Origin of the sequence: Arthrobacter oryzae, from assembly GCF_030812315.1 — a bacterium.
Taxonomy (GTDB): Bacteria; Actinomycetota; Actinomycetes; order Actinomycetales; family Micrococcaceae; genus Arthrobacter; species Arthrobacter oryzae_B.
The window spans coordinates 82,252-104,358 of the sequence record NZ_JAUSSM010000007.1 but is presented as its reverse complement, the minus strand read 5'-3'; the positions used below and the strand labels follow the sequence as shown (position 1 = coordinate 104,358).

Genomic DNA, 22,107 nt, shown 5'->3' with positions numbered 1-22,107 from the left:
ACCGCCGTTAAGCAGGTTCATAATGGCAGTTGCGGAGCACTCGATCTGTTTAGACCTCCAGCACGCTGAACACCCCGCCCTGCGGATCCTTCAGCGTGGCCACGCTTCCGGCTTCCTCGTCATCGCTGCCGCCACCCTCCGGTTCGATCAGGACGACGGCGCCCGCAGCCACCGCTGTCGACACGGCGTCCGCGACACTGGAGACGCCAAAGTACACCTGCCAGCCCGTCTGCAGTGCGTGCTCGTCCGGCTCCGCTTCGTCCCCGGTGGCATACTCCGGCTCCGCACCCCAAAACTCCGCTTCGTCCTCGTCTTCGTCCTCCTCCGGCAGCGGTGCGATTCCAGCCACCTCCGCGCCGTCCACCATCAGCGTGGTGTACGTACCGCCGTCGTCCTGCGGGTATTCGGTGACCTCATGCCCGAACAGCTGCTGGAAGAAGGCGACGGCCGCCTGCGGCTCGGGAGTCAGGAGCTCCGCCCAGGCAAGGGCGCCGGGCTCGTTGTACCGGGCGGCGCCGGTGTGGGTTCCCGGCTGCCACACTCCGGTGGTGCCGCCTCCGGGCGGCGCCACGAAGACCATCACGCCAGTGTCCTCAACCTCTTCCGGGCCGAACTCCACGGTGCCGCCCGCGTGCGGGGTCTCCTCCACAATGGCGCCGGCATCAGCGGCGGCAAAGTAGATGTTCCACTGCCCCGGAGTGGCGGAGGCTTCCTGCTGGGGGTCCTGCGGCGCAATGACAGTGACCAGGTCGTCGCCGAGATACGCCTTCGCGTAGCTCCGACCGTCCGGCGTGGGCAGGTCCTCATAACGCCAACCGAAAACCGCGGCGTAGAAAGCCTTGGCGGCCTCCACATCCCTGGTCTGCAGGTCTGTCCAGCAGATCTCGCCCGCGTTGAAAGTGGTGCGTCCGGTCATCGTGTGCCTGCGCTTTCGGCAGCCATGATGCTAAACGCCGCGCCGTTGGGGTCCGTCAGGACGGCCAGCCTGCCCACCCCCGGGACGTCGAACCCGGGCACATGGATCTGGCCGCCGAGGTCGGCTACACGGGCCGCGGCCAGGTCCACGTCCTCGACTTTGAAGTAGGTCATCCAGAAAGACGGCACCCCTCCCATTGGCTGCTTCAAGGCTCCGGCCACGGGCTTTCCGTCCACAATGAAATTGGTGTATTCGCTGAGCTCGCCAGCGGGTGCGGTCTCCGTGGTGCAGCCGGTCACGGCCTCGTAGAACCGGATAGCCCGCGGAACGTCGTTCGTTTGCAGCTCGCTCCAGACCGGGGCGCCGGGTTCGTCCACCAACCCGGACCCGATGTGGGACCCGGCCTGCCAGAAGCCCACCTGGGCGCCGGTGGGATCCGCAGCGAAGAACATCCGTCCGCTGCCGTTCTCCACGTCATCCACGGGATACAGCACGGTTCCGCCTGCCTCAGCGACCTTGGCGGCTGCTTCGTCGGCATTGTCCACGGCAAGGTAGCTGGCCCAGTACGACGGCACCCCGGTTGCCGCGGTGTCCGGCATCTGCTGCATCATGCCGGCAACGTAGCGGCCCTGCAGCCTGGCCATGTAGTACGTCATGTCGGGTCCCGTGGGCATGGCGTCCAGCTCCCAGCCGAACAGCTGCGAATAGAACTCCCTGGCCGCCTCGATGTCGCTAGCAGAGAGGTCCACCCAACACGGTGCGCCCTGCTTGTAGCTCTCAACTTCCGGCATGAAAAACCAATCCCCTCCGACCGCGAATGGACCCGTCAATGGAACAGCCCACGATCAACCTAGTACGGGGCTCCGACACTGACAACAGCGCTGACAACATCGCCGCCGGTGCCGTCGCCGGCATGTTGTAGCGCCGGGCATCGCTGGAGGACAATGGCGGCAAAGACGGTCCGTCGCCGCCGACGGCGCGCCGAATCACCGCCGACCGACTGCCGAACGACCGCCGACCGACTGCCGGAATGGAGTGTTCCATGGCCAGCACCGTGGACATCAACGGGCACCCGACCTGGGTGGATGACCGCGGCGGCGACGGCGAGCCCCTGCTGCTGCTGCACGGAGGCCTGGGTAACAGCGATGACCTGCTCAACAGCATCGGCCCTGGGCTGTCGGAAATTTTCCGGGTCGTAGCCTTCGACCGCCGGGGCCACGGCTATACCGCGGATACCGATGCCGACTTCCATTACGCGGACATGGCGGACGAGACGATAGGCGTACTCGAGACAGTGGTGGGCGGCCCGGCCCACCTTGTCGGCTGGAGCGACGGCGGCATCATTGCGCTGCTGGTCGCGCTCCGCCGCCCGGACCTGGTGCGCAAACTCGTGGTCGTAGGCGCCAATTACCACTTCGAGGGAACCGTCCCTGCGGAGACGGACCCTGATTCGCCTGTGCCGGAAGAACTAGGCGAGGCCTATGTCGCGCGATCGCCGGACGGGGCTGCCCACCTGGAAGTCGTCATGAACAAGAGCTTCAGGATGTTCCGGTCGGAGCCCACCCTTACAACGGCTGACATCGCCCACATCAGCCAACCGGTGCTCGTGGTGACGGGCGACGACGACCTGGTTGCGCTGCCCCACACTGTCTCCCTGTACGAAGCCCTCCCGGAGGGTCAGCTGGCCGTGGTTCCCGGCGCCTCCCATGGGCTTCCGCTGGAACAGCCGGCGGCCCTCAACCGCCTTATCCTTGCCTTTTTGGTTGCCTCCGGCCCGCCCCGGACGCTTATGCCGATTCGGCGCGCGCGTGCATAGCGAGGACGACCGGCGCGGACACAGCAGACGGATGACAGCAAGCGCTTAACAGCAGAAAGGCCCGTCAGGGCACACCGGAAACCGGCATGCCCTGACGGGCCTGATAACTGAAGTCAGCACACGGGGTGCCGGAAAGAAGAGCCGACTTGTCGTACGGGCCACTGTGGTGAAAAGTACGACGGCGGCACGCCACTGATTGCCTTACGGCAGGTTCAGCGGGCGACAACTAGCCGATTCGACGGGTGTCTACCTCGTCGTCGTCGTCTTCCAAATCATCCGCGTACTTGTCCACATAAGCCGAATAATCCGGTTCAACCGGCTCACTCGAGAAACGGCTCGGTGCACGACCCTCTGAGCTCTTGAGCTCACGCTGAAGCGCAGAGTAGTCAGTGTTCGGGGAATAGTACTTAATATCCCGAGCCTGCTTGGTAGCTTTTGCCTTTTGACGGCCGCGCCCCATGGCGTGACCCCCTTTTGTACTCGGACCGGAGGTGGTCACCATTGGCGTTAGTGAGGCCCCGGAATGTTTGGTCAATTTGTCGTACACCTAGATTACATGCTTTCAGCGGTAACTGCTCCCCGGCTGGGCACCTCCGGAGCAGTGTTGCCACGTTTGTGCTGGTCCCGGCCATATTGGCCTGCCGATTTTCTTCGGTAGAGTCGTTTGAGCGACTCCACGCCAGCGGCCGCATCCACGGTGGTCCGCCGAGCAAAAAGACGCCGGAAGGGCGAATCCTCACGTGAATGACGAGAACGAAACAGGCAACAGCAAAGGGAACCCGAAACCGACCCCGGGACCCGGAATGCCGCCAGTCGTGCCGCCTCCCCCTGCCCGGCCGCCGACCAGCAGCCTGCCCGTCCAGCCGCCGGCCGCTCCGGCCGGCCCCCCGCCCAAGGACGCCCCGGCGGGTGCTGCTCCGGCGGCTGACGCCCCGGCAAATGACAGTACGCCCGAAGACACCCCGGCCGATGACACCCCGGCGGCTGAGTCGAAGCAGACCCTGCTGAAGGCCGGATTCGTGGTGGCGGGGCTGGTTGTCCTGGGCCTGCTCGCCTGGTGGGTGGCCGCCCTGATCGCCAGTGGCACCCAGCAGGCCGCGAACCAGACCCCGGCACCGGCCACGACAGACTCAGCGTCCCCGTCCGCTCAGGCAACCAGGGGTGAGCTTCCCCTCGATGGCGTGGGCGCCCTGGACTATCAGCTGGGCGACTGCTTCGAGAATTTCGACCCCGAAGCTACTGAATCCCGGGTGGTGCCCTGCACCACCGGCCACTCGGCACAGCTGGTTGCAGTGCACCGGTACCCGGAATCGGACTCGTACCCGGGCATTGCCGCGCTGCGGGAAAAGGGCCGCGAAATCTGCCAGGGCGCCGGACTGACCGACGCCGTGGCCAACTACGTCCTGATGCAACGCAATGCCTACCCCAGCGACACCAGCTGGGAGCAGGGCGACCGGCGGGTGGACTGCTATGTCACAGCGGACAAGGGAAACATCATCATGGAGTCCCTCATCCCCTGAGGCTTATCTCCCCGGATCCCACGCCCTGAGGCCCCGTCCCCTAAGCTAAGCCGAGCCCTGGCTCTTCCGCCGCACTGACAGTCCGCTGCCGGCGGGGGCGCCGGGGTCGGGATCCGCCAGGGCCTCAAGCCCCTCAATGGTGAGCTCGTCGACGTCGGCCGCGGTGTCCACCAGCACAGTGTCCCCGTCGTTGATGTCGCCGGCGAGGATGGCCCTGGCCAGGCGGTCGCCGATTTCGCGCTGGACCAGCCTGCGCAGCGGTCGCGCGCCGTAGGCCGAATCAAAGCCGGACATGGCAAGCCAGGCGCGGGCACCGTCAGTAACCTCCAGGGAGAGCCTGCGCTCGTGCAGCCTCCTCCCGAGCTCGGCTACCTGCAGCTCCACGATCCTCGCCAACTCATCCAAAGTCAGGGCGTCGAACAGCACCACTTCGTCCAAGCGGTTCAGGAACTCCGGCTTGAAGGAGGCGTTCACCGTGGCCATCACGGCGTTCCGCTTGGCCTGCGCGTCCAGCGACTGGTCCACCAGGAACTGGCTGCCCAGGTTGGAGGTGAGCACCAGGATGGCATTGCGGAAATCCACGGTGCGGCCCTGGCCGTCGGTGAGGCGGCCATCGTCGAGCACCTGCAGGAGGATGTCAAAGACTTCAGGGTGGGCCTTCTCCACCTCGTCCAGCAGGACCACCGAGTAGGGCCGACGGCGGACGGCTTCGGTCAGCTGGCCGCCCTCCTCGTAGCCCACATAGCCCGGAGGTGCTCCGACCAGCCGCGCCACCGAGTGCTTCTCGCCGTACTCGGACATATCGATCCGCACCATGGCGCGTTCGTCGTCGAACAGGAAATCAGCCAGTGCCTTGGCCAGCTCCGTCTTACCTACGCCGGTTGGTCCGAGGAACAGGAACGAACCCGTGGGCCGGTTGGGGTCACTGATGCCGGCGCGGGCACGGCGGACCGCGTCGGAAACGGCGGCCACAGCCTTCGACTGGCCGATCAGCCGCCTGCCGAGCTCCTCTTCCATGTGCAGCAGCTTCTGGCTTTCGCCCTGCAGCATGCGTCCGGCAGGGATGCCGGTCCAGGCGGAAATCACTTCGGCAATATCGTCCGCGGTGACTTCTTCGGCCACCATGAGCTCCTGCTTGGCGCCACCGCCGGCCACCCGTGCGGACTCTGCCTCAGCTGCAGCGTTCAGCTCGTGTTCCAGCGCGGGAATCTCGCCGTACAGCACCCGCGACGCCGTCTCCAGATCGCCTTCGCGCTGGGCCTTGTCCGCCTTGGAGCGGAGCTCGTCCAGCTTTGCCTTCAGATCGCCAACGCGGTTCAGCCCGGCCTTCTCGGCTTCCCAACGGGCATTCAGGGCGGCCAGCGCCTCCTTCTTGTCCGCCTTGTCCGCCCGCAGGGCGGCCAGGCGCTCTACGGAGGCGGCGTCCTTCTCGTTGGCCAAGGCCAGCTCCTCCATGGTCAGCCGGTCCACCTGGCGCCGCAGCTGGTCAATCTCCTCCGGAGCGGAGTCGATCTCCATGCGCAGGCGCGAGGCGGCCTCGTCCACCAGGTCGATGGCCTTGTCCGGCAGCTGGCGTCCCGAGATGTAGCGGTTGGACAGCGTGGCGGCGGCCACGAGGGCGGAGTCTGCGATGGCGACCTTGTGATGGGCCTCGTAGCGTTCCTTGAGGCCGCGGAGGATGCCGATGGTGTCCTCCACGCTGGGCTCGCCTACATAGACCTGCTGGAAGCGGCGTTCCAGGGCGGGATCCTTCTCGATGTTCTCGCGGTACTCGTCCAGCGTGGTGGCGCCGATCAGGCGCAGTTCGCCGCGGGCCAGCATGGGCTTGAGCATGTTGCCGGCATCCATGGAGCTGTCCCCGGTGGCGCCTGCACCCACCACGGTGTGAAGCTCGTCGATGAAGGTGACGATCTGCCCGTCCGAGTTCTTGATTTCCTCCAGGACGGCCTTGAGCCGCTCCTCGAATTCACCGCGGTACTTGGCTCCCGCCACCATCGAAGCGAGGTCCAGGGCGATGAGGGTCTTTCCGCGCAGGCTTTCCGGGACATCGCCGGCGACGATGCGCTGGGCAAGGCCCTCGACGACGGCCGTCTTGCCCACCCCGGGCTCGCCAATGATGACGGGGTTGTTCTTGGTGCGGCGGCTCAGGACCTGGATGATCCGCCGGATCTCGGTGTCGCGGCCAATCACCGGGTCCAGTTTGCCCGAGCGTGCCATCGCGGTGAGGTCCGTGCCGAACTTCTCCAGGGCCTGGAAGGTGTTTTCCGGATCCGGGCTGGTGACCTTGCGGTCGCCGCGGACACCCGGCAGGGCAGCGAGGAGCGCCTCATGGGAGGCGCCGGCGTCGCGCATTAACCGCCCGACGGCGTCGCTTCCGGCCGAGAGCCCCAGCAGGAGGACCTCGGTGGACACGAAGGTGTCGCCAAGTTTGTCAGCTTCGTTCTTGGCGTTCTGGATGGCCTGCAGCGCGGGCCGGGACAGCTGGGCCTGCTGCGTGGAGCCTCCCGACGTCGCGGGCAGTGCCTTGATGGCGGTGCTGGCCTGGACACTGACGGCGTCCGGATCCGCGCCGGTGGCGCGGAGTAGCGCGACGGCGACACCCTCCCGCTGGTCCATAAGTGCCTTAAGCAAATGGGCCGGCTCAACCTGCGGGTTTCCTGCGGTGGAGGCGTTCATGGCTGCCGCCGAAAGAGCCTCCTGGCTCTTGGTGGTGAATTTGGCGTCCAAAGAGAGCTCCTTTCGGGATAGATCAACTCTTAAAGTTGAGTGTACAACGCTCAACTTTGACGGATGCGCCTTAGGGTCCATGTTTGCCGACGGCGAAATGGCTGTCTAGGGGCGATCGGCCCCGTCACCGGCGGGCGCGAAATTCCGCTCCAGCCCGTAGACCCGGACGAACGTTCCGCCTAGGCTCGAGCCTGTGAATCGGACGGGTGATGCACCCGCAACCGCAAGCCACTAAAGACGAGGACCTCTCATGAAGAAGTTTGTAGTTCTTTACATCGCAACCCAGTCAGCACAGGAACTTATGGCGGAGAGCTCGCCCGAAGCGGCCCAGGAAGGCATGAAGGCGTGGATGCAATGGGCCGACAAGGCAGGTGACGGCCTGGCGGACCTCGGAACACCACTGGGCGGAGGCAAGGAAGTGACCAGTACCGGCGTCACAGACGCGGAGAGCATCGTGGGCGGCTACAGCGTACTGCAGGCCGAAGACATGGCTGGCGCACTCGCCCTGCTGGAGGGCCATCCCCACCTCATGTTGCCCGGCGCCAGCATACGGACGTACGAGGCACTGGACATGCCCGGAACGTAGGGCCGGCCTTGCGGGGCGGCATCCCCCGCTCCGGCCAACAATGCGAACATGCAGGAGGGCGGTTCCCCCAAGGAACCGCCCTCCGGCTGGTGCGGGCGGCCGGCGCATTGTTGCCCGGCTCCGCACAGAGATTTCTTTGGCGGACCGCCGCCCGCCGCGGGGCGGGCGGGCGATCCGTTGAAAACACTACAATGCTTTCGTCGAGGCGTCACGACTATGACAAGAGTTGTCATAGTGTGGTGAGTATTCTGGGAGCCATGGACCAGACCCGCGAAGCCGCCCATCCCACCACGCAGCACATCTTCATCGACAAGGAGAGCCCGTCCGTCTGGCGCGCACTGAACGGGCTGGGCCTCAAGGCACGGGAAGCCGCCGACGAAGCCGGCATCAGCAGGGCGCTCACCGAACTGCTCAACGTCCGCATCTCTCAGATCAACGGCTGCGCCTACTGCCTGAACATGCACGTTGCCGATGCCCTCAAGAAGGGTGAAACAACGCAGCGACTCGCCGTTCTGGCAGCCTGGCGGGACACCGCCCTGTTCACCGAGAAGGAACGCGCGGCCCTGGCGCTGGCCGAGTCCATCACCACCCTGCCCGACGCCCACACCCGGGACCGCGAGGACGGCTACGCCCGGCAGCACCTGAATGCGGCCGAGTATTCGGCTGTGAGCTGGCTGGTCATCACCATGAACGCTTTCAACCGCGTGTCCATCACCAGCCAGCACCCCGTGCGGCGGGAAGCCAAGGATGAATCCGAGGCGCGTTAGGAGTCTCGGGGCGTTTGCTAGGCGGGATAGACGGCGACAGCGGCGGCCTTGATCACGAAATAGACCGTCATGCCCGGCGCGAGTCCCAAGTCCGCCGATGCTGCAGGAGTGATGTCGGCGGACATCCCGTCGGCCCGGACCCGGATTTGGTCCCCGTGCTGCTCCAGGTCCGTCACCGCTACGGCGAAAGAGTTCCGCGGACTGCCGTGCGCGTCGGTCAGGAACACCGAGACGGCCGACGGCGGGAAGGCGGCTACGCCGGGCTGCCCGGCGCCGGCCGGGAATACTTCCTCGTCCTGGTGTCCGGCCACTTCCAGGCCCTCTGCTGTCCGGATCCCGGTGGAGGTGAGCGTCCCCGGAATGAGGTTGAGTCCGGCCAGCCCGGCGGCGAACCGGCTCCGGGGCCGCTGCAGGACCTCCCGGGTAGGCCCCTCCTCGGTGATCCTGCCGCCCTCCAGGACGATCACGCGATCGGCCAGCATCAGGGCGTCAAGAACGTCGTGGGTGATGATGATGGCGCGGCGCCCGGCCAGGACCCTCTTCAGGAGCCTGCGCAGCAGCGGCGCGGCATGGATGTCCAGGGCTGCCATCGGCTCGTCCAGTAGCAGCACCTCAGGGTTGGCCGCGAGCGCCCGGGCCACAGCAACGCGCTGGGCCTGTCCGCCGGAGAGTTCGGCGGGCCGCCGTGTTTCGAGTTCCCCGGCATCCACGGCGGCCAGCCACTTCCGGGCCGACTCCCGGGCGGTTTTCCTCGGAATCCCGGCGCTGCGGGGTCCAAAGGCCACGTTTTCCAGGGCGCTGAGGTGCGGGAACAGCAGCGGTTCCTGCGCGAGGAGGGCCGTGCCGCGGTGGTGCGGTGCGGTCCAGGTCTTGGCGCCGCCGTCGAGGTCGAACAGCACCTTCCCATCGATTTCGGCGCGGCCGGAATCGGGCCGCAGGAGTCCGGCAACGACACTGAGGAGGGTGGATTTCCCTGCCCCGTTGGGGCCCAGTACCGCCACAGTTTCGCCCGGCGCGAGGTCCAGCCCGACGTCGAATCCGCGGGCGCCCACGGTTGCCTGCACCCGAAAGTTCATCGGGTGCCGCCAGGTCGTCCGCCGGCGGCAGAGCCTTGGAGGCCGGCGCCTTCCGCCCCGGCGCCTGCCAGGCCGGGGCCTTCCAGGACACTACGCCGCCCCGGCGTGCCGGGGCGGCGGTACGTCAGCCCCACCACCGTCACGGCGACGGCCACCAGCACGAGGGAAAGTGCGACGGCGGCGTCGGCGTCCGTTTCCCGCTGCAGGTAGATTTCCAGCGGCAGGGTCCGTGTCACCCCCTGCAGGCTCCCCGCGAAAGTGAGCGTCGCGCCGAATTCGCCGAGGCTTCGCGCGAAGGACAGCACCGCCCCGGACGCCAGGCCTGGCAGCACCAGCGGCAAGGTGACGCGGCGAAGGACAGTGGTGGGCCGGGCTCCGAGGGTTGCGGCCACGGCCTCGTACCGTCCGCCGGCAGTTCGCAGGGCGCCTTCCAGGCTCACCACCAGGAATGGCAGCGCCACGAACGTCTGCGCCAGCACCACCGCCGTCGTCGAAAACGCAATCTGGATTCCGGCAACCTCAAGGCTCCTGCCCAGCAGGCCCTGGCGGCCGAAGGTGTACAGGAGCGCGATGCCGCCCACCACCGGCGGCAGCACCAGCGGCAGCAGCACGAAAGCCCGCAGCAGCCGTTGGCCCGGAAACGTCGAACGGGCCAGCACCAGTGCAAGCGGCACGCCGAAGACGATGCACAGGGCCGTGCTCGCCGCCGAGGTCCGCAGGCTGAGCCCGAGAGCAGTCAGGGAGGATTCGGACGTAATCAGCGGGATGAACTGGGGCCAGTTGACCCTGGCCGCCATGGCTGCGAGCGGCAACAGGACGAACAGGCCGCCCGCAGCGGCGATCGCGTAGATCCAGCGCGGTATGCCGTGGTATCCGCCGCCCGTGGACTGTTCCATGATCCCCTTACGGTGCGCCGAAGCCAGCGTCAGCGAGGGTCTTCCTGCCCTCGGTACCGGTCACCATGGCGATGAAGGCCGAGGCCAGGTCCTTGTTCCTGCTTGAGCCTACTGTGGCAATGGGATAGGTGTTGACGGCCTTGCCGGCTTCGGCGAGGGGGATTCCCTTCACCTTGTCGCCGGCGCCCTTGACGTCGGTGACGTAGACCAGGCCGGCGTCGGCCTCACCGGAGGTCACCTTGCCCAGGACATCCGTGACGGAGGATTCCTCGCTGACCGGCGAAAGGGTGACGCCGGACGCCTTCTCGACGGTGTCCGTCGCGGCGCCGCACGGGACCTGGCTGGCGCAAACAACCACCTTGATGCCCGGCCTCGCGAGGTCGGCAAAGGACGCGATAGACGCCGGGTTGGACGAGGGGACGGCGATTTCCAGGACGTTCGTGGCGAAGTTCGTCGCCGTTCCGTCGATCAGTTTCGCGTCGGAAAGCCTGGCCATGTTCTTGGTGTCCGCTGAGGCAAACACATCGGCTGGCGCACCTTGGGTGATCTGCGTGGCCAGGTCCGAAGAACCTGCAAAGCTGAGTGTCACCTTCGTACCGGGGTTCTTTGCCTCAAACTCGTCCGCAAGCCGTGTGAACGTGGCCTTGAGCGAGGCCGCAGCAAAAACGGTGACGGTCCCGGAGAGCTGCCCGGCCCCTTGCGGGCCAGTCCCGTCCGGGGAGGAGGCAGCCGCAGGTGACTGGGATGCGGGAGCGCAGCCGGCCAAGCCGGCGGTGAGCGCGACAGCCGTGAGCAATGCGGCCATGCGCGGATTCCGGATCTTCAAACGACACTCTTTCCCTGCGGCGTTTCAATGATCACGGTGGTGGCCTTGACAACGGCGGTGGCCACCGAGCCGAGCTCCAGGCCCAGTTCCCGGACGGCCTCGCTGCTCATCAGCGACACCACGCGGAACGGCCCGCACTGCAGTTCGACCTGGGCCATGACCTTATCCGCGGTGATGCCTGTGACGAGGCCGACGAACCGATTCCGGGCCGAGCTGCCCACCCGGGTGGGATCCTCCGGGAGTTGCGCCTGTTCGCGGGCCAGGCTGGCCAGCTCGAACCCGTCCACGGCCAGGCGGCCGGATTCGTCCTTCACCGAAGTGAGACTTCCGTTCTCGGTCCAGCGGCGGACGGTGTCGTCGCTGACGCCCAGGAACCTGGCAGCTTCCGCGATCCTAATTGTTGGCATCCGTCCAGCTTATTCGCTCATTTGCGGACAAGGAAGGCTAATTCATCCGCAAATCAGGAATTGTTCCCGCGGTGGCTCTTTGCCCTGAAAATACGCCATAGCCCACCGCTGGCTGCCGCAGTACGATTTTTCGAGGGGGCGGAGCCGCCGGCGCCGAGGAGCGTTGCAATGAATTGGATCAGGCCTGACAGTCCGGACTATGACGAATCCCGGAAGCTTTTCAACGCAATGATCGACCGGCGACCGGCCGTAATTGCCCAATGCAGCACGCCCGGCGAAGTGGCCGAGGCCCTGAAACATGCACGCGACAACGAACTGGCCGTAGCTGTCCGTGCAGGCGGGCATTCCGTCGCCGGGATGTCCATGAACGACGGCGGCCTGGTGGTGGATGTGCGGCCGATGAAATCGGTGAGCGTGGATCCGGAAAGCCGCACGGTCACCGCCGGAGCCGGCCTGACGTGCGGCGAGTTTGACCGTGCGACGCAGGAGCACGGCCTGGCCATGACCGGGGGCCGCGTGTCCACCACAGGCCTGGCCGGCTTCACGCTGGGCGGCGGCTCCGGCTGGCTTGAACGGGCATTCGGCTTTGCCTGCGACCACTTGGTCTCTGTGGACCTCGTGACCGCAGACGGCGAACTGGTGACCGCCAGCGCACAGGAGAACTCCGAGCTGTTCTGGGCCCTGCACGGTGGGGGCGGAAACTTCGGTGTCGCCACGTCCTTCACGTTTGCACTCCGTGAATTGGGCCCGACCGTCCATGCGGGCCTGATGCTTTGGCCCGGTGAAGCGGCCACCGATGTCAGCCGCGGATACCGTGAACTCGCCCTCGCGGCCCCCGGGGAAGAGTGCGCAGCCCTCATCTACCTGACAGCTCCGCCCGAACCGTTCGTGCCCCCGGAGATGGTGGGCAAGATGGCCGTTGCCGTGGTGTACATCTATGCCGGGGATGCAGGCGAAGGCAGGGAACGTGCCAAGCCCTACCAGGCGCTCGGACCCGCAGTGGATCTGCTGGGAGACACCGGTTACGCCGACTTCCAATGCTCGCTGGACGATCCTCCGGGCATGTACAACTACTGGAGCGCCGACTACCACGATGAGCTTTCCGACGACGCCTTCGACGTCATCATCGATTCGGCGCGCAAGCTCCCCGGCCAGCACTCCCAGCAGCTAATTGCGCATTGGGGAGGTGCGGTGGGCGGGCCAGGCGCAGCCGCCTCACCGCTGCTGAACCGGAACGCGAGCTGGGTCAGCCACCCGTTCGGTCTGGGTGAAACACCGGAGGAGGGCCAGGAGGCCAAGGCCTGGGTGAAGCATTTCCGTCACGACATTGCGCCCTACGCTACGGGTGGGGTGTGGCTGAACTTCATCGGCGATGAAGGCCAGGCCCGCGTCCGCGCGGCCTACGGGAACGAGAACTTCGTCCGCCTGTCCCAAGTGAAACGCGCGTTCGATCCGGACAACGTCTTCCGCGGCAACCAGAACATCCCGCCCGCCCCGGCCTAGCAATCCCCCGGCCTAGCAATCATTGACGACGGCATCTTGACAAAGGCACGTTCATCAGGCGCTAGTGGGCGCGCCCGGATCGACCCTAACGGGCCTGCTGCGTTCGCCGGCTTTTCGTGCGCGGCGGCGACTTGCTTCAGCCTGAGGTCAGGTTTTGAAGTAGTTGTTCCGTTGGGGTTTTTGGTGTGGGTCGATGTGGGGTGGCGGGATGAACCAGGGGATGCCGGTTTTGACCTGGATGGTCCATTGTTCTTTGTGGATGAGGTGGTGGTGATGGGAGCAGAGGAGGGTCCCGTTGTCGGTGCTGGTGGGTCCGCCGTGTGACCAGTAGGTGATGTGGTGGGCTTCGCACCAGGTGGCGGGGATGGTGCAGGCGGGGAAGGCGCAGCCCTGGTCGCGGGCGGTGATGGCTTTGCGGATGTGCGGCGGGAAAATCCTTGTGGTGCGGCCGATGTCCAGGATGCGGCCTTCGCTGCCGAGCAGGACGGGGATGATGTCCGCGTCGCAGGCGATCTTCCGGACCGTGGAGGCGGTGACGGGTCCGGTGAACGTGAACGAGCCCGTGCCCGGGATGCCGGGGATGCCGGGGATGCCGGGTGATCCGGTTGGCCTGTCCCTGGTACTTGTTCCGGTGCCTGCGGCCGGGGTGCGGTAGCGGGGTCCTTGGGCGGTGATCTGTTCGAGGCGTTCCAGGAGGTCGCGGTAGTCGATGGTGACCATGACCTGCGGGCGGAGTCCTCCCGCGGCCGGGAGTGCGCCGGTGGTCAGGGCCGCTTTGCAGGCGCCGACGAGGCCGTCCAGGAGCCGCTGCGGCCGGGTCCGCCGGTCCAGATCCTGGCCCTGATCCAGGTCCTGGTCCAGGTCCTGGACAGCTTCTCTGCTGGCGGCCGCGTCCGGGCCTTCGCTGGTGTCCTGCCTGGCGGTTCCGTCAGTGTCTCCTGGTACCGGGACGTCGCTGCTGCCGTCGGTGCCGCCTGCCTGGGTGCGGGGGTTGGTGGCGGTGTTCATCACGGTCAGCATTGATTCGTACTGGTCCGGGGTGGCGAAGATTTCCAGATGGTGGAGCCCGCGGCGGGCGCGGCGGAGGAATACGCCCTGCCGGCGGTGGAGTTCCTCTTCGGAGGGTTCGGATCCGTCCTGGTCGATCGCGTCGGTCCATTGCCGGGCGACCCGGGTCAGGAAATCCGTGTCGTTTTCGGCCGCGGTGCGGGTCAGGGCATGTTCCATCCGGGCCGTGGTGTCCTCGTCGGCGTGGTGCCGGACCCGCTCCAGGGCAAGGGTGATGATGGTCGCGGGCCGGGATGCGACGGTCCCGGCGGTAACGGCGGCGGCGAGTTCGGGCCGGACCGGAGGCCCGGTGTGGCCGGCGAACCCGGCACGGGGCAGCAGATCGGCCGCGAGGGCCATCCTGCGCCGGGCCTCGGCGACACTGATCCGCAGCCGGGCCCGGAGGAACTCCGCAGCGTTCCGGCACCCGTCATCGGCAGGGTCCGGCCCCGCAACGGTTGACGCTTTGCCGGCGGCGGCAGGCGCCTGGGGCGAAGCGGCCGTTTCAGTCGGTTCTGCGCCCCATCCGGTGACCCAGCCGGCAGCCCGGCCAGCCCCGCCCGAGCCCGCTGACCCCGCCGCTCCTGAGCCGACTGCCGCTGACCGCGCAGCCGCTGCTGCTTCACGCCGGGTCCGGTCCACTGCCCCGGCCGCGACGATTTGCAGGTATTCGACTACCCGGGAGACTTCCTCGACGTTGTCGGCGAAGTCCGCAGCCTCACGGAAGCTCAACAGCGCGGCGTCCTCGGCCGCCGTCGAACTCAAACTCTTAAGCAACTCAAAGCCCTCGAGCAGCTCACGGCTCCGGGCCAGACCACCGGACCCGCCGCCGTCGGACACCGGCTGGCTGCTGGAACTGCGGCCGAAGCGGCCAGCCGGAGGAACGGCGCGAAGTGTCCGGATCAGCGGCACTGGCTCGAACGGCGCGCTGGAAACCTGCCCTAGGCGCGGGGCCTGGTTCAGGGCGAGTTCTCCAACGGCTTCCCTGGGATAACTCTGCCAAAGGGGTCAGACAAAAAGACCTCCGCTCCGCAGAGGTACACCGCTAGCCATTCATAGGAACCCACGGCGCTAGACTTCCCTCATGGCCGTCTACCTCGATCCGCCGCTCTGGCCAGCCCACGGAACCCACTTTTCGCACCTGATCTCGGACACGTCCCTCGACGAACTGCACCGGTTTGCAGAGGCCGCCGGCATTCCGGAACGGGCGTTCGACGGCGATCACTACGACGTCTCCGAAGCCCGCTATGACGCCCTTTTGGAGTCCGGTGCCATCCCCGTGGAAGCTCGGGTCCTGGTCCGCAAGCTCATCGCCAGCGGGCTCCGCATCCCCGCCCGCGAGCGCGGCAAAGCCCTCAAGGTGCCTCTGCTCAACCGCTGGAACGCCATACTTCCCGGCCACGACGCCCTGTTCCTGGACCTCCTGGACCGGTGGGGCGAGGAGCACCGCAAATACCACGGCCGCACGCACCTACTGTCCGTTCTCGAGGCCTTGGACCTGCTCGCCGAACCGGCAGATCCGCCGCGCACCGTCGTCCTTGCGGCGTGGTTCCACGATGCCGTGTACCGCGGCATCGCCGGCCAGGACGAGGAGGAATCGGCCAGGCTGGCCGAGGACCGGCTCCTGGCCGCAGGCCTGTCCGCGGACGAAGCGTACGAAGTGGGGCGGCTGGTCAGGCTCACTGCCGACCACCGGCCGGATGCGGGGGACGACGACGGCGCCCTCCTCTGCGACGCGGACCTGTCCGTGCTCGGCGGCGAACCCAAGGCCTACGGCCGCTACCTCAACGCCGTCCGGGAAGATTTCGCCCACATCGGCGACGCTGACTTCGCGGCCGGACGCGCCGCCGTCGTCCGTCACCTGCTGGAACTGGACCCTCTATTCAACACGGACCGCGGCCGGGAACTCTGGCTGAATCCCGCCCGGCGCAACCTTCAAGGCGAACTCAGCCCCGAAGGCAAGCCGGCGTGATCGAGGTGCCCGCCGCGCACCGGCAGCTGCCGTTTACGGTCCGCTTCGACTGGGGGCACGACGGCGCCTTGGCTGTCGCACCCGGGGCTGAACTGGCCGTGGTGGTGGACGTCCTGTGTTTCACCACGTGCGTGAGCGTCGCCGTGGACCGCGGAGCCGAAGTGTTCCCCTACCCCTGGAAGGACAGCTCGGCGGCTAATTTCGCCGCGCAGCGGGAGGCCGTGCTGGCCGGCCGTCGCGGCGGCAGCGGCGTAAGCCTGTCGCCAGCAAGCCTGCGGGACGCGCCCACCCTTAATCGTGTGGTGCTGCCGTCGCCCAACGGCTCGGCGGTTGCCCACTCGCTGGCGGGAACGGTGCCGCGAGTGGCGGCGGTGTGCCTGCGCAATGCCCGCGCCACGGCCGATTGGGCCGCCCGGAACCTTCCGCCTGCTGCAGCGATCGCGGTCATCGCGGCTGGCGAAAAATGGCCCGACGGCGGACTCCGCCCGGCGCTTGAGGACCAGTTGGGCGCGGGCGCGTTCCTGGCGTCGCTGCCTGAGCACCGCCGGGCCGGTTTCTCCCCCGAAGCCCGGTGGGCCTTGGACGCGTTCGACGCTGCCGGGCCGCGGCTCGGCGGCACACTGCTGGAATGCTCCAGCGGACGGGAACTGGTTTTCGGCGGTTACCAGGAGGACGTGGAGATCGCCGCGGAACTCAACCGGAGCGCCGCCGTCGCACTGCTCGACGACGGTGCGTTCCGCCGGGAGGGCGCAGGGAAGGCATGGGGACAGGCGTAGCGGGCTAGCGGTAGCTGGTGACGAACGGCCGGTCAGTCGGCACAATCTGCTTGCCGAGAGGCATCAGCGAGACCGGGATCAGCTTCAGGTTGGCGATGGCCAGCGGGATGCCGATGATGGTGATGGCCATGGCGAACGCCGTCACAACGTGGCCAATCGCGATCCAAATGCCTGCGACCAGCAGCCAGATCACGTTCCCCAGCAGAGCAAACACGCCGTTGCCGCCCGGTTTGTCCACCACCATGCGGCCGAAGGGCCAAAGCGTGTAGGACGCGATCCGGAAGGACGCGATTCCCCACGGAATAGTCACGATGAGGAGGCAGCAGATGATCCCCGCGAAGAAATACCCGAGCGCCAGCCAGAGTCCGCCGAATACCAGCCAAATGATGTTGAGCAATGTCTTCATACCGCCATTCTCCCCCGCGCCCGCCTGATCCCGCGTCGGGGATTGCCCTGACTAGGCCCTGAATTCGGGGCCGCGGCACCGGACCGCCCGGCCTGCCCCCCCCGTCTTTACGGAATCCTTAGGCCAGCATCCCGCCCCTTCACGGCTACGGTGGCGCATACTGTTGGCAGCGTGCCGGGGAAAGGCCACCGTCAAGCTCGAGGGCCTTACGGAGAAGGAGGCGCAGCCGTGACCATAGTTGACAACGCCGTCTATGTGAATGGCCACCGGACCACTGACCCGGAAGGGCTCGAGGAGACCTACTTCCTGCTGCGGCAGCGTCAGGGAATGGCCTGGATCGGACTGTACCGGCCCGACTCGCAGGAACTGCGTTCCGTGGCGGATGAGTTCGACCTCAGCCACCTGGCAGTGGAAGACGCCCTGACCGGGCACCAGCGGGCAAAGCTTGAACACTACGGCGAGACGCTGTTCCTGGTGCTGCGCCCTGCGCGCTATCTCGACGACGTCGAAAAGGTTGAGTTCGGTGAGATCCACGTTTTTGTGGGCCCGGATTTTGTGGTCACCGTCCGCCATGCCGAGTCACCGGACCTGGCACGCGTCCGCCGGAGGATGGAATCCCTGCCGGATTTCCTGGCACTGGGGCCGGATGCGGTGCTGTACGCGATCCTGGACCAGGTGGTGGATGAGTACGAGCCTGTGGTGGCCGGGCTCGAGAACGACATCGACGAAATCGAGGATGACCTCTTTGGCGGAGACCCGGACGTGTCACGCCGGATCTATGAACTCTCGCGCCAGGTCATTATGTTCCAGCGCGGGACCAGTCCGCTGGCGGGAATCCTGCAGGCCCTGCTCGCCGGAACACCGGAACACCGGCCCGGGACGGAACTGCAGGACCACCTGCGTGACGTCCTGGACCATGTGCTGCGGCTGGGTGAACGGACCGCTTCCTTCAGGGCCCTCCTGCAAAACGCGCTCACGGTCAACGCCGCCCTGGTGGCCCAGCGGCAGAATGATGAGATGCGGCGCCTGACAGAATCCAGCTTCGCGCAGAGCGAGCAGGTCAAACGCATCTCCTCCTGGGCCGCCATCCTCTTCGCCCCCACGCTGGTGGGCACCATCTACGGAATGAACTTCCGCACCATGCCCGAGCTCGACTGGATCTTCGGATACCCCATGGCCCTCGGCCTGATGGCGGGCATGGGCGTGGCACTGTACACGGCGTTTAAGCGCAACAAATGGATCTGACCGCGCTCCGCGCCGCACTGGCCGACACGGCTCAACGGGCCCACGTTCCTGGAATGTCCCTGGCCGTCGTCTCGCGGGACAGGGTCCTCTTTTCCGGCGGGACAGGATACGCGGACCTAAATGCCCTCACACCCGCAACGGCAGGGACGGTCTATCCGTGGTTTTCCATGACGAAGCCGTTGACAGCCACTGCGGCCCTGCGCCTTTCCGACCAAGGGCTCCTGGAACTGCAGGCACCCGTGCACGAATACCTCGATTGGCTGCGGGCCCCCGGCCCCGTCCAGCCCACCGTGTGGCAACTATTGACCCATTCATCCGGGCTGGGCAATCCGTTGCCCGTGAAGTGGATTCACCCGGCGGACGCGCCGGGGCCGGATCAGGAAGGCATGCTGCGGAAACTCATGGCCAGGCGCCGTCCGTTCCGCTACCGGGTGGGCGGTAGGGGGCACTATTCAAACGTCGGGTATCTTGTGGCGGCGCAAATCATCAGCCAGGTTTCCGGGGAACCTTTCACAAGCTATGTGCAACGCGAGATCCTTGGCCCGCTTGGGATGGATTCAACCGGTTTCTCCTACCCGCCGGGGCGTCCCTCGGCCACAGGCTATGTCCGGATCCCCCGCCCCATCGCGCCGGTGCTGGCACGAGTCCTCCCGCCGGGGACACTCGGTTCCAGGCCCGGCAGCTACTCTTCGATCAACCCGTTCCTGGTGGACGGGGCCGGCTACGGAGGCCTGGTGGGAACGGTGCTGGACGCAGCCGAGTTTGCCCGGCTGCACCTCAATGACGGCCTGGCGGTACCGCCGGAAACCGTTGCGGGTCCTTATGCTTCGGGGGCATCAGAGGCTACCGGGGCTTCTGGGGCTTCAGTGGCTTCTGAGGGGCGCCGCATCCTGCTGGAATCGACGGCACGGGCAATGCGCGACATCCACGTCAAGGGAACACAGTTTGACCATTCCGCGGGCTGGTTCCGGAAGCATACGAACGGGCCGCACGGATCCTATGTGGAGCACTTCGGCACCGGGCTGGGATTTTGGAACATCATGCGCCTGTACCCGGAAAGGGGCAGGGGAATCGTGATCATGTCCAACAGCACCACGAGTTACGACTACGCCACGTTGTTCTCCCTGATCCTCCGGATGCCCTGGACCTAGGCAGGCCTGCCTACTCCTTTTTGACGAGGGCCGCTTCCACGTTGATCTTGACCTTGTCGCTGACCAGCAGTCCGCCGGCCTCGAGGGCGGCGTTCCACGTCAGCCCGAACTCCTTGCGGCTGATTTCGGCCTCGGCGCTGAACCCGGCCCGGGTGGCGCCAAACGGATCAACCGCCACGCCGCTGAATTCCACTTCGAGTTCCACGGGCTTGGTGACGCCGCGGATGGTGAGGTCGCCGGTGACGGTGTAGTCCTCGCCGTCACCTTCGATGCCCGTAGCCCGGAACGTCATCTCCGGGTAGTTTTCGACGTCGAAGAAGTCCGCCCCGCGCACATGGCCGTCGCGGTTCGCGTCGCCGGAATCGAAACTTGCCGTTTTCACGGTGGCGTGCAGGCTTGAAGCTGCCAGCGACGGGCCCACGTGCGCTTCCGCCGAGGCGTCGGTGAACCGGCCGCGGACTTTGCTGATGCCGGCATGGCGGACCGTGAAGCCGATTTCGCTGTGGGCCATGTCGAGGGTCCAGATGCCGGGGGTAATGCCTTGGGGAAGAGTCACAACGGGTCTCCTTCGACTGGGTTGGCGGGCTTGGACCGCCTGTTCTTCGGGGTGCTCCCCAGCTGAATGCTAGCGAACACCAATAGCCACGGCTAGCCTCCCGTGAAACGGCAGGACAGCCCCGGTGAACCTGCAGGACAGCCCGTTAAGCCCGCGTGTCCGTGCGAGGAGCGGCAACCGTGGACCACTTGGGCTGCCAGCCGATGGCGGGGGCAATGTGGCGGGCAATGTTGCCCAAAAGCTTGGCGTTGAAGTCCACACCAAGCTGGTTGGGGACAGTGAGGAGGAGTGTGTCGGCCGCCTGCACGGCGGCGTCTGCCGCCAGCTCTTCGGCGATCGCTTCCGGCTCACCCACGTAGCTCTTCCCGAACCTCGCCACCAGTCCGTCGATGACGCCCACCTGGTCCCGCCTTTCCCGCAGGGCGCTGAGTCCGAAGTACCGGCGGTCCTCCTCATCCACGATCGGCAGCACGCTGCGGCTGACCGATACCCGGGGTGTGTGCTGATGGCCGGCCTCGGCCCAGGCGTTGCGGAACATGCTGATCTGCTCCGCCTGGAGCTCGTCGAACGGCACACCCGTGTCTTCGGTCAGGAGGGTGGAGCTCATCAGGTTCATTCCCTGTTCAGCTGTCCACACCGCGGTGGCGCGGGATCCGGCGCCCCACCAGACCCGGCGGGCCAGATCCGGTGAGTTGGGCTGGACCGGCAGTTTGCCGGTGCCCCCGCCGAAGCGGGGATCGCCCTCGGCCACGCCGGCACCGGTGATGGCGTGCCGGAACACCGAGGCATGCCGGCGGGCCATGTCTGCAGGGGTCTCGCCTTCGGCCGGAACGTGGCCGAACACCGCGGCGCCGTCCCGGGCGGGTTCGGGTGAACCGCGGCTGATGCCCAGTTGCAGCCGGCCCCCGCTGATCAGGTCTGTGGCGGATGCTTCCTCCGCCATGTACAGGGGATTTTCGTACCGCATGTCAATTACGCCCGTGCCCATTTCGATCCTGCTGGTGCGGGCGGCGATGGCGGCCAGCAACGGGAACGGCGAGGCCTGCTGCCGGGCGAAGTGATGCACGCGGAAGAATGCGCCGTCGATCCCCAGCTCCTCGGCGGCCACTGCCAGCTCGATGCCCTGCAGCAGGGCGTCGCGGGCAGTCTGAGTCCGGGACCCCTCTACGTTGCCCCAGTGGCCGAAGGAAAGAAATCCGATGCGCTTCATGACTGCGGCAACAAGAACCCTGCGCTCTTCATTCCGGCAGGCTGAGCTTGCCGGCCGACCGCTACGGCGGGGCCGCTAGCCCTTCGCTGCCAAGACGAACGCCCTGATCTTCGCGAGGTCCTTCACGCCGCGGGAACTTTCGACGCCGGAGGAGACATCCACTCCCCACGCACCGGCTTCCTTCGCGGCCCGGGCGACGTTCAGGGGGTCAAGGCCGCCGGCCAGCAGCCAGTTCCGCCCGCCCAGCCCCTTGGCCTGCACCGAACCGTAGTCCCAGGCCTCGCCGGAACCGGGCACAGCGGCGTCAATCAGCAGCAGTTCCTCACCCCAGCTGCCGAACGCTTCCGGGGAGGCACCCATGGTGACTGCCCTGATGACTTTCATGCCGGCGTCGTGCGCTGCTTTGACCTCCTCCGGCGCGCGGTCCCCGTGGAGCTGGATCCACTCCAGGCCCGCCTCGCGGGCGACGGCGACGGCGTCCGCCACCGGCTCGTGGCGGAACACGCCCACTGCCGGGGTGCCCGCCGGAACGTGGGCAAGGAGCTCCCGGGCCCGGGCGGGCGTGACCTCCCGCGGGCTTTTGGTCAGGACGAATCCGACGGCGTCCGCCCCGGCTCCTGCCGCTGCCAGGACCGACTCCGGCGTACTCAGGCCACACACCTTGACGAACATCCCTGGCTCCTCCTGCGAACTCTTCCTCCACC

The 22,107-nt window shown here is 66.8% G+C and carries 22 protein-coding genes; 9 read left to right on the top strand and 13 right to left on the bottom strand.

The genetic code is table 11. The features are described 5' to 3' along the window. Positions 1-49: 49 nt before the first annotated feature. Positions 50-916, bottom strand: coding sequence for a VOC family protein (locus J2S97_RS14960; RefSeq protein WP_307050735.1), 867 nt, complete (start codon positions 914-916; stop codon positions 50-52). Next, complete coding sequence (locus J2S97_RS14955) at positions 913-1,707, bottom strand: VOC family protein (RefSeq protein WP_307050734.1); 795 nt, start codon at positions 1,705-1,707, stop codon at positions 913-915. Before J2S97_RS14955 ends, J2S97_RS14960 begins: the two co-directional genes overlap by 4 nt. A gap of 251 nt (positions 1,708-1,958) precedes the next feature. Here J2S97_RS14955 and J2S97_RS14950 point away from each other — a divergent pair, with 251 nt between their 5' ends. Beyond that, the gene (locus J2S97_RS14950; RefSeq protein ID WP_307050733.1) at positions 1,959-2,732 is read left to right on the top strand and encodes an alpha/beta fold hydrolase; all 774 of its coding nucleotides are present in this window, start codon (positions 1,959-1,961) and stop codon (positions 2,730-2,732) included. A 226-nt stretch (positions 2,733-2,958) separates the two neighbouring features. Here J2S97_RS14950 and J2S97_RS14945 read toward each other — a convergent pair whose 3' ends face one another. Then, on the bottom strand, positions 2,959-3,192 hold the full coding sequence (locus J2S97_RS14945; protein ID WP_307050732.1) for a DUF3073 domain-containing protein: 234 nt from the start codon (positions 3,190-3,192) through the stop codon (positions 2,959-2,961). A 280-nt stretch (positions 3,193-3,472) separates the two neighbouring features. Between J2S97_RS14945 and J2S97_RS14940 the strand changes: the two genes are divergently transcribed. Then, positions 3,473-4,252 carry a septum formation family protein gene (locus J2S97_RS14940; RefSeq protein ID WP_307050731.1) on the top strand — a complete coding sequence of 260 codons (780 nt, stop codon included), beginning with the start codon at positions 3,473-3,475 and terminating at the stop codon, positions 4,250-4,252. Between the two features lie 45 nt (positions 4,253-4,297). On the opposite strand, the gene clpB is transcribed toward J2S97_RS14940, so the two are convergent. Then, the gene (clpB, locus tag J2S97_RS14935) at positions 4,298-6,979 is read right to left on the bottom strand and encodes an ATP-dependent chaperone ClpB (RefSeq protein WP_307050730.1); all 2,682 of its coding nucleotides are present in this window, start codon (positions 6,977-6,979) and stop codon (positions 4,298-4,300) included. Positions 6,980-7,229: 250 nt separating this feature from the next. Here clpB and J2S97_RS14930 point away from each other — a divergent pair, with 250 nt between their 5' ends. Next, a complete protein-coding gene (locus J2S97_RS14930) occupies positions 7,230-7,565 on the top strand; it encodes a hypothetical protein (RefSeq protein WP_307050729.1) in 336 nt (111 codons plus the stop codon). A gap of 257 nt (positions 7,566-7,822) precedes the next feature. Beyond that, complete coding sequence (locus J2S97_RS14925; protein WP_307050728.1) at positions 7,823-8,332, top strand: carboxymuconolactone decarboxylase family protein; 510 nt, start codon at positions 7,823-7,825, stop codon at positions 8,330-8,332. Positions 8,333-8,349: 17 nt separating this feature from the next. Here J2S97_RS14925 and J2S97_RS14920 read toward each other — a convergent pair whose 3' ends face one another. From J2S97_RS14920 to J2S97_RS14905, 4 genes are read right to left on the bottom strand one after another with little or no spacing between them, the layout of a single operon-like run. Next, positions 8,350-9,408 (bottom strand): sulfate/molybdate ABC transporter ATP-binding protein, encoded by a 1,059-nt coding sequence (locus J2S97_RS14920; protein WP_307050727.1) that lies wholly within the window; start codon positions 9,406-9,408, stop codon positions 8,350-8,352. Beyond that, positions 9,405-10,304 (bottom strand): ABC transporter permease, encoded by a 900-nt coding sequence (locus tag J2S97_RS14915; protein ID WP_307050726.1) that lies wholly within the window; start codon positions 10,302-10,304, stop codon positions 9,405-9,407. The genes J2S97_RS14920 and J2S97_RS14915 overlap by 4 nt, the downstream gene beginning before the upstream one ends. Positions 10,305-10,311: 7 nt before the next feature. Beyond that, on the bottom strand, positions 10,312-11,109 hold the full coding sequence (modA, locus tag J2S97_RS14910; protein WP_307050725.1) for a molybdate ABC transporter substrate-binding protein: 798 nt from the start codon (positions 11,107-11,109) through the stop codon (positions 10,312-10,314). 17 nt (positions 11,110-11,126) lie between these two features. Then, positions 11,127-11,537 (bottom strand): TOBE domain-containing protein, encoded by a 411-nt coding sequence (locus tag J2S97_RS14905; RefSeq protein ID WP_307050724.1) that lies wholly within the window; start codon positions 11,535-11,537, stop codon positions 11,127-11,129. A gap of 168 nt (positions 11,538-11,705) precedes the next feature. On the opposite strand from J2S97_RS14905, the gene J2S97_RS14900 reads away from it, so the two are divergent. Then, positions 11,706-13,040, top strand: a complete 1,335-nt coding sequence (locus J2S97_RS14900) for an FAD-binding oxidoreductase (protein ID WP_307050723.1) — start codon at positions 11,706-11,708, stop codon at positions 13,038-13,040. A gap of 147 nt (positions 13,041-13,187) precedes the next feature. Here the strand turns inward: J2S97_RS14900 and J2S97_RS14895 are convergent, their stop codons facing one another. Continuing rightward, the gene (locus J2S97_RS14895; RefSeq protein ID WP_307050722.1) at positions 13,188-14,852 is read right to left on the bottom strand and encodes an HNH endonuclease signature motif containing protein; all 1,665 of its coding nucleotides are present in this window, start codon (positions 14,850-14,852) and stop codon (positions 13,188-13,190) included. Between the two features lie 319 nt (positions 14,853-15,171). On the opposite strand from J2S97_RS14895, the gene J2S97_RS14890 reads away from it, so the two are divergent. After that, positions 15,172-16,059, top strand: a complete 888-nt coding sequence (locus J2S97_RS14890) for a DUF4031 domain-containing protein (RefSeq protein ID WP_307050721.1) — start codon at positions 15,172-15,174, stop codon at positions 16,057-16,059. Further along, complete coding sequence (locus J2S97_RS14885; protein ID WP_307050720.1) at positions 16,056-16,835, top strand: 2-phosphosulfolactate phosphatase; 780 nt, start codon at positions 16,056-16,058, stop codon at positions 16,833-16,835. The genes J2S97_RS14890 and J2S97_RS14885 overlap by 4 nt, the downstream gene beginning before the upstream one ends. A 4-nt stretch (positions 16,836-16,839) precedes the next feature. On the opposite strand, the gene J2S97_RS14880 is transcribed toward J2S97_RS14885, so the two are convergent. Continuing rightward, on the bottom strand, positions 16,840-17,241 hold the full coding sequence (locus J2S97_RS14880; protein WP_307050719.1) for a YccF domain-containing protein: 402 nt from the start codon (positions 17,239-17,241) through the stop codon (positions 16,840-16,842). A gap of 228 nt (positions 17,242-17,469) precedes the next feature. Between J2S97_RS14880 and J2S97_RS14875 the strand changes: the two genes are divergently transcribed. After that, the gene (locus tag J2S97_RS14875) at positions 17,470-18,486 is read left to right on the top strand and encodes a magnesium and cobalt transport protein CorA (protein WP_307050718.1); all 1,017 of its coding nucleotides are present in this window, start codon (positions 17,470-17,472) and stop codon (positions 18,484-18,486) included. Beyond that, on the top strand, positions 18,477-19,637 hold the full coding sequence (locus J2S97_RS14870; RefSeq protein WP_307050717.1) for a serine hydrolase domain-containing protein: 1,161 nt from the start codon (positions 18,477-18,479) through the stop codon (positions 19,635-19,637). The genes J2S97_RS14875 and J2S97_RS14870 overlap by 10 nt, the downstream gene beginning before the upstream one ends. Before the next feature lie 10 nt (positions 19,638-19,647). Here J2S97_RS14870 and J2S97_RS14865 read toward each other — a convergent pair whose 3' ends face one another. The 3 genes from J2S97_RS14865 to J2S97_RS14855 form a co-directional block, all read right to left on the bottom strand. Further along, a complete protein-coding gene (locus J2S97_RS14865; protein WP_307050716.1) occupies positions 19,648-20,193 on the bottom strand; it encodes a YceI family protein in 546 nt (181 codons plus the stop codon). Positions 20,194-20,338: 145 nt separating this feature from the next. Continuing rightward, positions 20,339-21,403: an LLM class flavin-dependent oxidoreductase gene (locus tag J2S97_RS14860; protein ID WP_307050715.1), complete on the bottom strand. Its 1,065-nt coding sequence runs from the start codon at positions 21,401-21,403 to the stop codon at positions 20,339-20,341. A 75-nt stretch (positions 21,404-21,478) separates the two neighbouring features. Continuing rightward, positions 21,479-22,075 (bottom strand): phosphoribosylanthranilate isomerase, encoded by a 597-nt coding sequence (locus J2S97_RS14855; RefSeq protein WP_307050714.1) that lies wholly within the window; start codon positions 22,073-22,075, stop codon positions 21,479-21,481. Between the last annotated feature and the right edge of the window lie 32 nt (positions 22,076-22,107).